The 14,676-nt window shown below is 61.8% G+C and carries 11 protein-coding genes; all 11 read left to right on the forward strand.

Translation table 11 applies throughout. The annotated features are described in order from the left end of the window. The first annotated feature begins 61 nt into the window (after nucleotides 1-61). The 11 genes from FHT84_RS22260 (at nucleotide 62) to nirD (ending at nucleotide 14,548) form a co-directional block, all read left to right on the forward strand. Complete coding sequence (locus tag FHT84_RS22260) at nucleotides 62-2,248, forward strand: TonB-dependent siderophore receptor (RefSeq protein WP_112342313.1); 2,187 nt, start codon at nucleotides 62-64, stop codon at nucleotides 2,246-2,248. A gap of 101 nt (nucleotides 2,249-2,349) precedes the next feature. Continuing rightward, nucleotides 2,350-3,243: an ABC transporter substrate-binding protein gene (locus FHT84_RS22265; protein ID WP_112342314.1), complete on the forward strand. Its 894-nt coding sequence runs from the start codon at nucleotides 2,350-2,352 to the stop codon at nucleotides 3,241-3,243. Nucleotides 3,244-3,289: 46 nt separating this feature from the next. Next, a complete protein-coding gene (gene fhuB, locus FHT84_RS22270; protein ID WP_245430349.1) occupies nucleotides 3,290-5,242 on the forward strand; it encodes a Fe(3+)-hydroxamate ABC transporter permease FhuB in 1,953 nt (650 codons plus the stop codon). Next, nucleotides 5,239-6,291 carry a siderophore-interacting protein gene (locus FHT84_RS22275; RefSeq protein ID WP_112342315.1) on the forward strand — a complete coding sequence of 351 codons (1,053 nt, stop codon included), beginning with the start codon at nucleotides 5,239-5,241 and terminating at the stop codon, nucleotides 6,289-6,291. Before fhuB ends, FHT84_RS22275 begins: the two co-directional genes overlap by 4 nt. Before the next feature lie 116 nt (nucleotides 6,292-6,407). Further along, the gene (locus FHT84_RS22280; protein WP_112342316.1) at nucleotides 6,408-6,995 is read left to right on the forward strand and encodes an ANTAR domain-containing response regulator; all 588 of its coding nucleotides are present in this window, start codon (nucleotides 6,408-6,410) and stop codon (nucleotides 6,993-6,995) included. A 55-nt stretch (nucleotides 6,996-7,050) separates the two neighbouring features. After that, nucleotides 7,051-8,349 carry a CmpA/NrtA family ABC transporter substrate-binding protein gene (locus tag FHT84_RS22285; protein WP_245430361.1) on the forward strand — a complete coding sequence of 433 codons (1,299 nt, stop codon included), beginning with the start codon at nucleotides 7,051-7,053 and terminating at the stop codon, nucleotides 8,347-8,349. Between the two features lie 366 nt (nucleotides 8,350-8,715). After that, nucleotides 8,716-10,014: a CmpA/NrtA family ABC transporter substrate-binding protein gene (locus FHT84_RS22290; protein ID WP_183764051.1), complete on the forward strand. Its 1,299-nt coding sequence runs from the start codon at nucleotides 8,716-8,718 to the stop codon at nucleotides 10,012-10,014. A gap of 34 nt (nucleotides 10,015-10,048) precedes the next feature. Continuing rightward, nucleotides 10,049-10,945, forward strand: coding sequence for a nitrate ABC transporter permease (gene ntrB, locus FHT84_RS22295; protein WP_112342319.1), 897 nt, complete (start codon nucleotides 10,049-10,051; stop codon nucleotides 10,943-10,945). A 10-nt stretch (nucleotides 10,946-10,955) separates the two neighbouring features. Next, the gene (locus tag FHT84_RS22300) at nucleotides 10,956-11,753 is read left to right on the forward strand and encodes an ABC transporter ATP-binding protein (RefSeq protein ID WP_183764048.1); all 798 of its coding nucleotides are present in this window, start codon (nucleotides 10,956-10,958) and stop codon (nucleotides 11,751-11,753) included. Between the two features lie 4 nt (nucleotides 11,754-11,757). Continuing rightward, a complete protein-coding gene (gene nirB, locus FHT84_RS22305) occupies nucleotides 11,758-14,208 on the forward strand; it encodes a nitrite reductase large subunit NirB (RefSeq protein WP_112342321.1) in 2,451 nt (816 codons plus the stop codon). A gap of 4 nt (nucleotides 14,209-14,212) precedes the next feature. Then, nucleotides 14,213-14,548 (forward strand): nitrite reductase small subunit NirD, encoded by a 336-nt coding sequence (nirD, locus tag FHT84_RS22310; protein ID WP_112342322.1) that lies wholly within the window; start codon nucleotides 14,213-14,215, stop codon nucleotides 14,546-14,548. Nucleotides 14,549-14,676: the final 128 nt, after the last annotated feature.

Below are 14,676 nucleotides of genomic sequence, written 5' to 3' on the forward strand. Positions count from 1 at the left end.
CTTATTGAGGGATCGGCTGTCATAGCCGAACGGGCGCAAGAATTCGGGACAAATAGCGGAAATGCAGGGATTGAAGCAGGACGTATCGCGGGCGCGGCTCATGGCGACGGGCGTAGCCATTTTGGCACTTCTGGCAGGCTCTCAGGCCAACGCGCAGGAAAAGCCGACCGAGCTGCAGCCGTTGGTCATTCAAGGCTCGCAAGAGAAGAGCGAAGCCAGCGGCACGGCCCCGGTCAAGGGCTATGTCGCCAAGAAGACCACGGCGGGCTCGAAATCCGACACGCCGATCACCGAGGTGCCGCAATCGGTTTCTGTCATCGGCCAACAGGAAATGCAGGATCGCGGCATCACCAACAAGGTCGACGAGGCGCTGCGCTACACGCCGGGCGTCACCACGCAGCCCTTCGGCAATGACGGCGATACTGACTGGTTCTACATCCGCGGCTTCGATGCGACGCAGAGCGGCGTCTTCATGAATGGCCTGACGCTCTACAGCTACGGCTTCGGCGGCTTCCAGATCGATCCGTTCATGCTCGAGCGCGTCGAAGTGCTGAAGGGTCCGTCCTCCGTACTTTACGGCGGCTCCAATCCCGGCGGCCTCGTCAACATGGTCCGCAAGGAGCCGACCGACGATCCCTATTATTATACTGAGATCGGCATCAACAATCTCGGCAACGCCTTCGTCGGCTTCGACTTCTCCGACAAGCTTTCGGCCGACGGCGTCTATCGCTACCGCCTGACCGGCAAGATCGCCGGCGGCGACACCTATAGCGACGGCACCCACGATCTGCGCGGCTTCATCATGCCGCAGGTCACCATCTCGCCGGACGATTCCACCAAGCTGACCGTCTTCGGCATGCTGAGCGGTCTTGACGAAATCCACAGCGGCAATGGCTTCTTCCCCTATGTCGGCACCGTGGTCGATGCACCCTTCGGCAAGATTAAGCGCGATGCCTTCTATGGCGAACGCAGTATCGACAATCTGAAATATGCCCAGCAGATGCTCGGCTATGAATTCTCGCATGATTTCGACGGCGGCTGGACCGTGTCGCAGAATGCGCGCTACGGTCACCTCTACAAGCGCGAGGAAGGCCCGTATCTGAACGGCTATGTGGATGGCAATCCGCTCAGCCCAGGCTACGACGATCCCAACTACATGCTGAACCGCATCGGTTTCTTCGAGCGCTCCAAGGTCGATACCTTCTCCGTCGACACCCGTGCGGAAAACAAGTTCGACACCGGTCCCTTAAGCCACGATTTCCTGATCGGCACCGACTACTCGATCTACCGCCTCGACCAGATACAGGCCTGCTGCGGCTCCAACCCGATCAGCGCCATCAATCCGGTCTACGGCACCGCTCAAGGTACGAACTTCGTCTATCTCAACCAGGTGCTGACGCAGCAGCAATTGGGCGTCTATACGCAGGACCAGATCCGCTTCGGCGGCGGCTGGCTGGTGACGCTCAACGGCCGCTACGACTTCGTCGACACCAATTCCGATGCAAAGGTCGGCACCACCTACAGCTCGAACGACAGCGCACCGAGCGGCCGCGTGGGCCTCGCCTACGAATTCGCCAACGGCATCACGCCCTATGTCAGCGCCGGCACCTTCTTCCGGCCGCTGGTCGGCACCAGCGTCACCGGCGGAGGGCTGCTTCCGGAAAAGGGCGAGCAGTACGAAGCGGGCGTCAAATACGAGCCGGACTTCATCGACGGCCTGTTCACGGCGTCCATCTTCCAGATCGATCGCAAGAACATGGCTCTGACCGATCCTGTCACCTTCCTGCAGCGACAGGTCGGCGAGGTCCGTTCGCGCGGCGTGGAATTCGAAGGCAAGGTCAATCTGGACGAAAACTGGAAGCTGCTCGGCTCCTACTCCTATACCGATCTCGAAGTCACCAAGGACCTGGACTCCTCCATCGTCGGCAACTCGCCCTATCTGGTGCCGAACTCCACGGCGTCGCTCTGGCTCGACTACGCCTTCACCAGCGACGCCCTTGACGGCCTTAGCATCGGTGCCGGCGTGCGCTACCAGGGCAAGTCCTGGGCGGACCAGGCCAACACCCTGCGCGTGCCTTCGGCAACGCTCTTCGATGCGGGCATCCGCTACGAGAAGAAGGGCTGGGGTGCAGCGCTCAACGTTTCGAACCTGTTCGACAAGGAATATGTCTCGGGTTGCGCCGGCGAGAACGTCTGCGGCTACGGCGAAGCGAGAACCGTTACCTTCAAGCTCAGCAAGAAGTGGTAAGTTGATAATAAAGGTATACTTTGTTTTTCAATGATGGCAAGGAACCGGGGATTGCTGCAAGGCAATCCCCGCACCGATTTGAAACCAGAGGCGACGCCAGCATGACGGCAAGAAGCGCTCACAGGCTATCACGTCGGCAACTGCTAGCCATGACGGGTGCCGCTGCGCTTATCGGTTTGACGCCAGCGCGCGCCACGACGAGCCGACGTGTCGCGACGCTCGATTGGGCCATTCTGGAAACCCTACTGGCGCTTGGCGCCAATGTGGTCGCCGGCACCGAGCTGCTGCAGTTCCGAGACCTTGCCGTCACGCCGGCTATTCCCGCTGATGTCGCCGATCTCGGGCTGCGCGGAACGCCGAATTTCGAGGTCCTTTATGCCGCCAAGCCTGAGCTGATCCTCAACTCCAATTTCTATGCCTGGGCCGACGATCGCCTGCGCCTGATCGCCCCGGTCGAGAGCCATGCCGTCTATCGGCCAGGAGCCAGCCCCTACCGGCTTTCCGAAGAGATGACGCTTGCGATCGCAGAGCGGCTCGAGCTTCCGACCGGCCGTGCGCTCGTCGAGGCCTTGCGGCAAAAGCTGGAGGCCTATCGCGTCAGCTTCGGCAAGGGCGATCATCGCCCGATCCTGCCGATCAACCTCGGCGACGCCAGGCATTTCCGCGTTTTCGGCTCCGACAGCATGTTCGGAGAGGTCCTGGCCCGCACCGGGCTTGCCAATGCCTGGCCGGACCTCACGAGCTATTCGGCGACCGCGCCCGTTGGCATCGAGCGGCTGGCCGCCATACCGGACACGTGGATCGTCCTGATCCCGCCACATCCCGCCGAAGCCTTGGCCGAACTCCGGCAAAGCGCATTCTGGAAGGCGCTCCCGCCGGTACAGCAAGGCCGCGTTCTCCTGCTCGGCTCCATCAATCCCTATGGTGCGCTGCCCGCAGCGGAGCGCTTCGCCGATCTGCTTGCGGGAGGGCTCGCCCGTGCATGGAATGGCTGATCGCCGCATGATTGCCAGAGACATGATTGGCGGGGATAGGCCGCTGATGCGCAATGCCACCCTGCTTGCTGCCGTCTGCATCCTTGCCTTTGCGGCGCTCGTCTTCCTGCGGCCGAAGCTTGCCGCGGATACGCCCGATGCTGCAGCGCTCAATCACATCCTGCTCATCGATAGCCTGCTGCCGCGCTCGGCGATCGCGATCATCGCTGGCGCAGCGCTCGGCCTTTCCGGCGCTCTGCTGCAAAGGATCTTGCGCAACCCGATCGCCGATGCATCGACCCTTGGGATCGCCGCCGGCTCGCAGCTGGCGATGACGATCGCCGTTGGCCTCTTTCCGCTTCTCCTCGGCTTGCCGCGGGAAATGTCCGCCTTTGCCGGCGGGCTTGCGGCTGTCCTGATCGTTCTTGCTCTGAGCTGGCGTCGCAGCCTCGATCCGGTGACTGTAGCACTCTGCGGCATGATGGTGACATTGGTCGCGACCGCACTCAGCGTCACCATCATTCTTGCACGTGGCGAATACGCCATGTCCGTCTTTATCTGGGGTGCGGGCGCGCTCAATCAGCAGAGCTGGGATGGCGTCGTCACGCTTGTCCCTCGCCTTGCTATTGGCTTTGCAGCAGCCCTCCTACTCGTTCGCCCGCTCACGGTCATGAGCCTGGACGATAATAGCGCAAAGAGCCTCGGCCTGGCCTTGCACGGCATGCGCTTTACTGTTCTGGCACTCGCCGTCTGGCTCGCAGCCTCGGTGACGGCGCAAGTCGGCATCATCGGCTTTCTCGGCCTTGCAGCGCCGCATCTGGCAAGATTTTGTGGTGCACGCGGCACCAGGCAACTGCTGATTGCCGCGCCGCTTGCCGGCGCCGGGCTGTTGTTCCTTACGGATTGCGTCGTCCAGCTTCTGTCGCCGGGATTTACCGATCTCGCCCCGACAGGGGCGGCGACCGCACTTCTCGGCGGACCGCTCCTGTTTCTACTCTTGCCGCGCCTGCATTCGCGCAGCGCACCGCACGCCGATGGCATCCCACCGGCACGGCGAAACCTTGCCGCTCCCGGGCGGGCGCTTGTCTTGCTCGCCGTCGGCTTCATTCTTCTGCTGGTCTTTGCTCTGTCGGTCGGACGCGGCATCGAGGGTTGGCAGGTGGCGCTCGGCAGCCGGTTCTCGGAGCTTTTGCCTTTTCGCCTGCCACGCACTATCGTTGCAGCGACTGCCGGCGCGATGCTGGCCGCAGCCGGCTTCATCATGCAGCGTCTGACCGCCAATCCGCTTGCAAGCCCCGAGGTCCTCGGCGTCAGTGCTGGCGGTGGCGCCGGACTGACGGCGGCCCTCTTCCTGTTCGTCTTCCCCTCGCCCGCCATCACCATCACGGCGATGACGCTCGGAGCGTTGATTGCATTCCTTACCATCATGGCATTCAGCGCTCGCGGCGGCTTTGGTTCGGAGCGTCTGCTGCTCTCCGGCATTGCGATCGGTGCGCTGTCGATGGCGATCGTCACGATCGTTCTTTCGCGTGGCGACTTGCGCGGTTATCTGCTACTGAGCTGGCTGTCGGGCTCCACCAACCGCGCCGGCTCCTTCGAGGCCTGGACCGGTGTCATTTCGGCCGCCCTCCTCATACCGGCATTGCCCGTCCTGCGGCGGTGGTTCGACATCCTGCCGCTTGGCGGCGACGTCTCCCGCTCCGTCGGCCTGTCGGTCGCGGCAAGCCGGTTGACTTTGGCGGTACTGGCAGCCCTCCTGACCGCGATCCCCTCTTTCCTCGTCGGCCCGCTTAGTTTGACAGGGCTGATCGCGCCGCATCTGGCCCGCCTTATCGGCTTCCGCGAGACGGTCAAGCAATTGCTGGCCAGCCTGCTGCTTGGCGCCATGCTGCTCGTGCTGGCCGATTGGCTGTCGCGAATGGTGATCTTTCCCTACGAGGTTCCCGTCGGTCTGTTCGCAGCCCTGATCGGCGGCCCCTATCTCATCTGGTTCCTGACCCGCAAGGAGACTAAGCAATGATGCATGCCAGGGATTTCACCGCTTCCGGCGTGGCCACACATAAGGATGCCGGCCTGCTGCTGGATCAGTTCTGCGCGCGGTTTGCCGAGCATGTCACTATCACGCGGAGCGAGGCCGGAGCCCGCCTCGACACCGTCATCGGCAGCGCCGACATCGCCGTCAGCAGCGATCGCCTCGACATCAAGCTGCGCTGCCCGACAGCGGCGATGCTCTTCACGATCCGCAGCATGGTCGCCGAAAACCTGTTCGAACTTTCCACCGGCAACACGCTCGCCCTCAATTGGGCCGATGGGCCACAACCATCAGCCATACCGAACTTCCGCCAAATCAGGGTCGCCGATGCCCACGATATCACCCCGCATATGCGCCGCGTCGTCGTCGCGACCGATGATGCCGGGCATTTCGTCGAGGGCGGCATGCATGTTCGCCTGCTCATTCCACCGAAGGGTCGCGAGCCGGTCTGGCCGCATACGGAGCCGGACGGCCGCATCCATTGGCCGAAGGGCGATGATGCACTGACCATCCGCGCCTATACAATCCGCAGCATCGATCTTGCCCGCGGCGAGATGAACATCGATTTCGTCGTGCATGAAGGTGACAACGTTCCTGGAGCGAACTGGGCGATGACTGCCCGCCCGGGCGATCGCGCCGGCCTCATCGGCCCCGGCGGCGGCGGCGTGCCGACAGCGCGCAAGCTCATCCTCGCCGGCGACGAAACCGCGCTGCCGGCCATCGCCCGCATCGCGGCCTCCGTGCCTGCCGATGCCGAGCTGCGGATCTTTCTCGAGGTCGCCGGCAAGCAAGAAGAGCAGCCGCTGACATCAAGCGCATCGATGGATGTCAGCTGGCTGCATCGCAACGGCGCGGCCGCCGGGACGACCGATACGCTTGAACGCATTCTGCGCGACATCGTGCCTGCGGCCGATCCGGAGACCTTTGTCTGGGCCGCGTGCGAACAGAAGCAGGCCCGTGCCGTCCGCGCTTTCGTCAAGAGCGAGATCGCCAGGGATCCCGGCACGTTCAGCATAGCCGCCTATTGGCAGCGTTGATGAGGAAATAGTCAGAACAGGTCGAAGTAGCCCAATATTTAGGCTATGTTTTAAATCGCCCAATATTTCAGCGAGCAACACTTGTTCGCCTTGCTGCATTGCGCCATAAAGATGGCATGAGCCGTCTCGATCTGACCATTCTTGTGATCGATGAAAACACCATCCGGGCCTCGATCATCGAGGAAGGCCTGCGGGAGGCTGGTCATGCGCGGGTGACGGTCATCCATGAAGTGCAGGGCGTGGCGCGCACGATCGAGACACTTCACCCTGATGTCATCATCATCGATCTTGAAAATCCGAACCGCGACATGATGGAACATCTGTTTCAGCTGACGCGAACCGTGGGCCGGCCGATCGCCATGTTCGTCGACCGCTCCGATACGGCCTCGATCGAAGCAGCCGTCGAGGCCGGCGTTTCGGCCTATATCGTCGACGGTCTGAAGAAGGAGCGGGTCAAGCCGATCCTCGATATGGCGGTCAGCCGCTTCAACGCCTTCAGCCGATTGCAACGGGAATTGGCGGAGGCCAAGTCGGCGCTGGAGGAACGCAAGATCGTCGAGCGCGCCAAGGGCATCCTCATGAAGATGCGCGGACTTTCGGAAGATGAGGCCTTTGCGCTGCTGCGGCAGACGGCCATGAACGAGAAGAAGAAAATGTCCGAGATCGCGCAAAGCGTCGTGACGGCAGCGGGATTGCTGATGTGAGCGCGCTGAGACCAACCTCGTCCGCCACGCGCGCATGGGAGACATCGGAGTGAACATGAGAATGCAGGCAGCCCATTTCGCCAGTGCTCGCAAGGCAGGCAGTAGCAACCCTGCCGCGCCTGCGCGAATTGCAAGCGAAGGCCCGCGCACACTGCGTGCAGGCTTCATTCCACTGGTCGATGCTTCAGTTCTGATCGCGGCCGCGGAATTCGGTTTCGCGCGCAAGGAGGGAATCGCGCTCGATCTCATCAAGGATGTTTCCTGGGCCAATATCCGAGACCGGCTTGCCTTTCGTCAGTTCGATATCGCCCATATGCTCTCGCCCATGCCGGTCGCGGCGATGCTGGGGCTCGGCTCGAATCCCTCGCCGACGATTACGCCATTCTCGCTCGGCAACGGCGGCAATGCCATCACGCTGTCGACACGGCTCTTCGAGCGCATGTGCAACGACACCGGCCTCTCCGACCACGCCAGCGCATTGGAAAATTCGCAGGCGTTCGCAAAGGTGGTCGGCACGATGAAAGCACGCGGCGAGCAGCCGCCGACACTCGGCATGACCTATCCGTTCTCATCGCATAACTACGAGTTCCGCTATTGGCTGGCCGCCGGCGGCATCGATCCCGACCGGGACGTGAAGCTTGTCGTCGTACCGCCGCCGCTGACTTCCGATGCCCTTGCGGCCGGAGCAATCGACGGCTTTTGTGTCGGCGCGCCATGGAACATGGTCGCCTCCGAGCGTGGCGTCGGCCGCATCGTTGCCGCCAAGCAGGACATATGGCCCTCGGCGCCGGAAAAGGTGATCGGCATGCGCCCGGAATGGGCAGAAAGCCACCCCGAAATCGTTTCGCGCCTCATCGTGGCGCTCGACGCGGCAGCGCGCTGGTGCGACAAAGCAGAAAATCATGATGCCCTTGCCGAAGCACTTGCCGATCAGCGCTATATCGCAGCGCCTGTCGGCATTATCCGCCACGTGCTGGCGGGCGAGTTCAATCTCGACGCCAAGGGCAATCGGCGGGTGATCGACCGATATTTCAGCTTTCATGCCGGCTTCGCCAATTACCCGCGCCCGAGCCTGGCCCTGTGGATATTCAGCCAGATGGTGCGCTGGGGGCAAAGCGCGCTTTCCAAGCAGAACATGGCGATGGCGGCTTCCGCCTATCGATCGGACCTCTACCGGCTAGCCCTTGGAAACGAGGCCTCGCCCGATGACGCAGATATCCGCATAGAGGGCGACAGGGATGGCGACCGCTTCATGGACGGTCACGTTTTCGATCCCGCAGACCTGGCGAGCTATATCGACGGCTTCGCGGTGAAGACGACGAGTGCGGCGCAATTTTCCGCCGACGATATTTAGTCGGCGGCTCTGCACTGCACAGAATAAACGCAGGGTTCCAGGCAGGATGGCAACCATCCGCCCAAAATTTTAGCAGCTTCAGCATTCGCACACAAAACAGCCAAGGCCGGTATTAACTGAAATAATTACATGATTTCAGTGCATTAACAACAATATCGAAAACTGGCACGCAGCTTGCTTATCTAGTTTCGCTTCGGTCAACGGCGATCGAAGCACGCAATGCGCTGATAACGCGCTCGCAAAGACATCGACGTCGCAAGGTTCTTGCCCCGAGGATTTCCTTCCTGTCCCGGGCTGCATCGACCGAGCGGCGTTTTTTTATGTCCAAAATCCACGCGTCACGAGCAAAACAAGGGGAAACTGCAAGTGAAGAAGATCCTGTCCGGTGGTATTACGCGCCGAAACCTTTTGAAGACATCCGCCACGGCAGCCCTGATCGGCGCCGTCAGGACGGCTTTCCCCTCCGGCGCCTTCGCAGCAACCGCCGGACCTGAAGTGTCGGATGTGAAGCTTGGTTACATCGCGCTAACGGATGCCGCGCCGCTGGTCATTGCCAAGGAAAAAGGCCTGTTCGAAAAGCATGGCCTTTCCAACGTCGATGTGGCCAAGCAGGCATCCTGGGGTGCAACCCGCGACAACCTCGTGCTTGGCGGGGCGGCAAACGGCATCGACGGCGCCCATATTCTCTCGCCGCTCCCCTATCTCATACACACCGGCAACGTAACGCAGAACAACCAGCCCGTGCCGATGGCGATCCTCGCGCGTCTCAATTACGACAGCCAGGGCATTTCGGTCGCAAAGGAATATGCGGAAACCGGCGTGCAGCTTGACGCATCCGGGCTGAAAGCCGCCTTCGATGCGAAAAGAGCCGCAGGCAAAGAGATCAAGGCGGCCATGACCTTCCCGGGCGGCACGCATGATCTGTGGATCCGCTATTGGCTGGCCGCCGGCGGCATCCATCCCGACAAGGACGTCTCGACCATCGTCGTGCCGCCGCCGCAGATGGTGGCGAACATGAAGGTCGGCAACATGGACGTCTTCTGCGTCGGCGAGCCTTGGAACGAGCAGCTCGTCAATCAGGGGATCGGCTTTACAGCCTGTACGACCGGCGAAATCTGGAAGGGCCACCCGGAAAAAGCGCTCGGCATGCGCGCAGACTGGATCGAGAAGAATCCGAATGCCGCCAAGGCCCTGCTGATGGCGGTCATGGAAGCCCAGCAATGGTGCGACAGCATGGATAACAAGGAGGAGATGGCGACCATCCTCGGCAAGCGGCAATGGTTCAACGTGCCGCCAAAGGATGTAATCGGCCGCCTCAAGGGCGACATCAACTACGGCAACGGCCGGATCGCCAAGGGTACCGATCTTTACATGAAGTTCTGGAAGGGCGGCGTTTCCTATCCCTATCATAGCCATGACGCCTGGTTCATTGCCGAAAACATTCGCTGGGGCAAGTTCGCTCCCAATACCGACATCAAGACGCTGGTCGGCCAGGTGAACCGCCAGGATATCTGGCGCGACGCGGCCAAGGATCTCGGCGTTGCCTCAGCCGATATTCCCGCATCGACCTCACGCGGCAAAGAGACCTTCTTCGACGGCAAGGTTTTCGATCCCGAAAACCCCACTGCCTATCTCGAAAGCCTCTCGATCAAGGTGGCGTCGTGATGGTCGGCACTCTCTTCCAAAAAGGATTCGTTCAATGTCCGTAACCGCCCGCAAACAGCAAGCCGCCGTTGCGCAAGCGCCTGCTCCCGCAAAGAGCCATGTCGTGACATTGGCGGTCCACCCGGCTCGGCGCATCGATCCAGGTCGTATCGCCGTCTCGGTCTTGCGCAGCGTCCTGCCGCCCCTGGTAGTCCTGGTGCTTCTGCTCGCTATCTGGCAGCTGCTCTGTGAGCAGCCGGGCGCAAGCCTGCCGCCGCCTTCGCAGGTCTGGCAGGACAGCTACGACCTCATCGTCTATCCGTTCTTCTATAATGGACCGCAGGATATCGGGCTTGCCTGGCGCGTGCTCGTCTCGCTGCAACGCGTCGCCTATGGCTTCGGCCTTGCGGCCGTTGCCGGCGTGCTGATCGGTGCGGTGATCGGACAATCGGTCTGGGCGATGCGTGGGCTCGATCCGATCTTCCAGGTACTGCGCACCGTGCCGCCGCTGGCGTGGCTGCCGCTGTCGCTCGCGGCCTTCCAGAATTCCAACCCGTCGGCGATTTTCGTGATCTTCATCACCTCGATCTGGCCAGTCATCATCAACACGGCGGTCGGCGTTCGCAACATTCCGCAGGATTATCGCAACGTCGCCAAGGTGCTGCGGCTGAACCAGATCGAATTCTTCTTCCGCATCATGGTGCCGGCGGCCGCCCCCTACATCTTCACGGGTCTTCGCATCGGCGCAGGCCTCTCCTGGCTAGCGATCGTTGCCGCCGAAATGCTAACCGGCGGTGTCGGCATCGGCTTCTTCATCTGGGACGCGTGGAACTCGTCGCGCCTGCCCGACATCATCGTCGCGCTCGCTTATATCGGCATCACCGGCTTTGTCCTCGACCGTCTGGTCGCAGGCCTTGGTGCTGTCGTGACCCGCGGCGTGACTGGCAATTGAGGAGAACAGGATGAGCGCCTATCTGAAGCTCGATCATATCGACAAGTATTTCGACCGCGGCGGCCAGCGTGCCGAAGTCCTGAAGGGCATCGAACTCGTCATCGACAAGGGCGAATTCGTGTCGATCATCGGCCATTCGGGCTGCGGCAAATCCACCCTGCTGAACCTCATTGCCGGCCTGACGCCGGTCTCTGCCGGCGCGGTGCTGCTTGAGAACCGCGAGGTGAACTCACCGGGTCCTGATCGGGCCGTGGTCTTCCAGAACCACAGCCTACTGCCCTGGCTCAGCGTCTACGAGAACGTCAATCTCGCCGTTTCGAAGGTGTTCCGTGGCACCAAAAGTAAGGCCGAGCGTCATGACTGGGTCATGCGCAACCTCGATCTCGTGCAGATGGCACATGCCAAGGACAAGCGTCCCTCGGAAATCTCCGGCGGCATGAAGCAGCGTGTCGGCATTGCCCGCGCGCTCGCCATGCAGCCCAAGATCCTGTTGCTCGACGAGCCCTTCGGGGCACTGGATGCGCTCACCCGCGCCCATCTTCAGGATGCCGTCATGGAAATCCATGGCCGCCTCGGCAGCACCATGGTGATGATCACCCATGATGTCGATGAAGCCGTATTGCTCTCCGACCGCATCGTCATGATGACCAACGGCCCGGCTGCCCATATCGGCGATATCCTCGAAGTGCCGATCCCGCGGCCGCGCAACCGCATCGAGCTTGCGTCCGACAGAACCTACCTCAAATGCCGCGAGGCCGTGCTGAAGTTCCTCTACGAACGCCACCGCTTCGTTGAAGCCGCGGAGTGATACCATGACCCAGAAACTCGTCATCATCGGCAACGGCATGGCGCCAGGGCGCATGCTGGAGCACCTGCTGGAAAAAGCGCCGGATCTCTATCAGGTCACGATCTTCAACGCCGAGCCGCGCGTCAATTACGACCGCATCATGCTGTCGCCGGTTCTTTCCGGCGAAAAGGACTTCGAGCAGATTATCATCCATGGCGACGGCTGGTACATCAAGCACGGCATCACCCTCTACAAGGGACACAAGATCGTCGCCATCGACCGGGTGGCAAAGACGGTCACCTCCGATCATGGCGTGACCGAGAGCTATGACAAGCTTGTCATCGCAACCGGTTCCGTCCCCTTCATCATTCCGGTTCCGGGCAAGGAATTGCGTGGGGTCATCACCTATCGCGATCTAGACGATGTGCAGGCCATGCTGCTTGCGGCTCAGTCGCGCGAGAAGGCCGTTGTCATCGGCGGCGGCCTGCTCGGTCTCGAAGCCGCCGCCGGCCTCAGCCTGCGTGGTATGGATGTCACCGTTCTCCATGTGCAGCCGACGCTGATGGAACGTCAGCTCGATCCGGCCGCCGGCTATCTCCTGCAAAAGGCCGTCGAGGAGCGCGGCATCAAGGTCATCACCAAGGCCAACACCAAGGCGATCATCGGTGATGGCAAGGTCGAGGGGATCGAACTCGACGACGGCCGCGTGATCCCGGCCACGCTCGTCGTCATGGCCGTCGGGATCCGTCCCAATGTCGGCCTTGCCAAGGAAGCCGGCATCGCCGTCAACCGCGGCATCGTCGTCGATGACGGCATGCAGACCTCGGACGGCTCGATCATGGCACTTGGCGAATGTGCCGAAGTTGGCGGCATGGTCTATGGGCTCGTTGCCCCACTCTACGAGATGGCGCGTGTGGCCGCCTCGCATCTGGCCGGCGATACGAGCGCCGCTTTCGTACACTCGGACACGCCGACAAAGCTCAAGGTCACGGGCATCGACCTGTTCTCGCTCGGCGACTTCGCCGATGGCGACGACCGCGAAGAGATCGTCCTGCGCGATGCGGCGGCCGGGGTCTATAAGCGCCTCGTGCTGAAAGACAACAAGATCATCGGCACCGTGCTTTACGGCGAGACGGCCGACGGCGCCTGGTTCAACGACCTGAAGAAGAAGGCGATCGATATCTCCGATATGCGCGAAACCCTGATCTTCGGCCAGGCCTATCAGGGAGGGTCACCGCTGGACCCTATGGCGGCCGTTGCAGCCTTGCCGGATGATGCGGAGATCTGCGGCTGCAACGGCGTCTGCAAGGGCAAGATCACCTCGACGATCACGGCCAAGGGCCTGACCTCACTCGACGACGTGCGCGCCCACACGAAGGCTTCGGCCTCCTGCGGCTCCTGCACCGGACTCGTCGAACAGCTGATGTCGATCACGCTCGGCGACAGCTACAATCCTGCCACCGTCCAGCCGATGTGCACCTGCACCGAGCTCGGCCATGACGATGTCAGAAGGCTGATAAAAGCCAAGGGCCTGAAGACCATTCCTGCCGTCATGCAGGAGCTTGAATGGAAGACCTCCTGCGGCTGCGCGAAATGCCGCCCGGCGTTGAATTACTACCTCGTCTGCGACTGGCCGGATGAATATGCCGACGACTATCAGTCGCGCTTCATCAATGAGCGCGTCCACGCCAACATCCAGAAGGACGGCACTTATTCCGTCGTGCCGCGCATGTGGGGTGGCGTCACCAGCTCGAACGAGCTGCGGGCCATCGCCGATGTCGTCGACAAGTTCGAGATCCCGATGGTGAAGGTCACCGGCGGTCAGCGCATCGACTTGCTTGGCGTGCAGAAGGAGGACCTGCCCGCCGTCTGGGCCGACCTCGGCAAGGCCGGTTTCATCTCCGGCCAGGCTTATGCCAAGGGCCTGCGCACGGTGAAGACCTGCGTCGGCTCCGACTGGTGCCGCTTCGGAACGCAGGATTCGACCGGCCTCGGCATCCGCATCGAGAAGTTCATGTGGGGCTCGTGGACGCCGGCGAAGGTGAAGATGGCGGTTTCCGGCTGTCCGCGCAATTGTGCCGAGGCGACCTGCAAGGATGTCGGCGTCATCTGCGTCGACAGCGGCTTCGAAATCCACTTCGCCGGTGCCGCCGGTCTCGACATCAAGGGCACGGAAGTGCTGGGCCTCGTCAAGACGGAAGACGAGGCGCTTGAACATATCGTGGCGCTGACGCAGATGTACCGCGAACAGGCCCGCTACCTCGAACGTATCTACAAATGGGCCAAGCGCATCGGCCTCGACGAAATCCGCCGCCAGATCATGGGTGATGCCGAAAAGCGCAAGGCCTATTACGAGCGCTTCGTCTTCAGCCAGAAATTCGCGCAGGTCGACCCCTGGTCCGAGCGCGTCTCCGGTAAGGACAAACACGAGTTCAAGCCGATGGCGACAGTCGGCTTCCCGCAGGCCGCCGAGTGAGGAGATGAATATGAATTGGATCGAAATCGGCGACATCTCCGACATCCCGCCTCGCGGCGCACGCTGCGTGAAAACCCCGCAGGGCAAGATCGCCGTGTTCCGCACGGCCGAAAACGAGGTCTTCGCCATCGAGGACCACTGCCCACACAAGGGCGGCCCGCTCTCGGAGGGCATCGTCCACGGGAAAGCCGTGACCTGCCCGCTGCACAACTGGGTGATCTCGCTCGAAACCGGCAAGGCACTTGGAGCCGACCAGGGCGAGGTGCGGACCATTCCCGTCCGCAACGAGGACGGCGCGCTTTTCATCGCGCTCGAAAGCCTGATGATGGCGGCGGAGTGACGATGACGGTGCGCGGGAAAAATCCCCCCCCTCTGTCAGCTTCGCTGACATCTCCCCCACAAGGGGGGAGATTGGCCGGAGCGAGACGTCACCTTTATCGAGCCAAAACGGAAAGATCGGCAAAAACG

The organism is Rhizobium sp. BK289 (assembly GCF_014193575.1).
GTDB classification, from domain to species: domain Bacteria; phylum Pseudomonadota; class Alphaproteobacteria; order Rhizobiales; family Rhizobiaceae; genus Rhizobium; species Rhizobium tropici_C.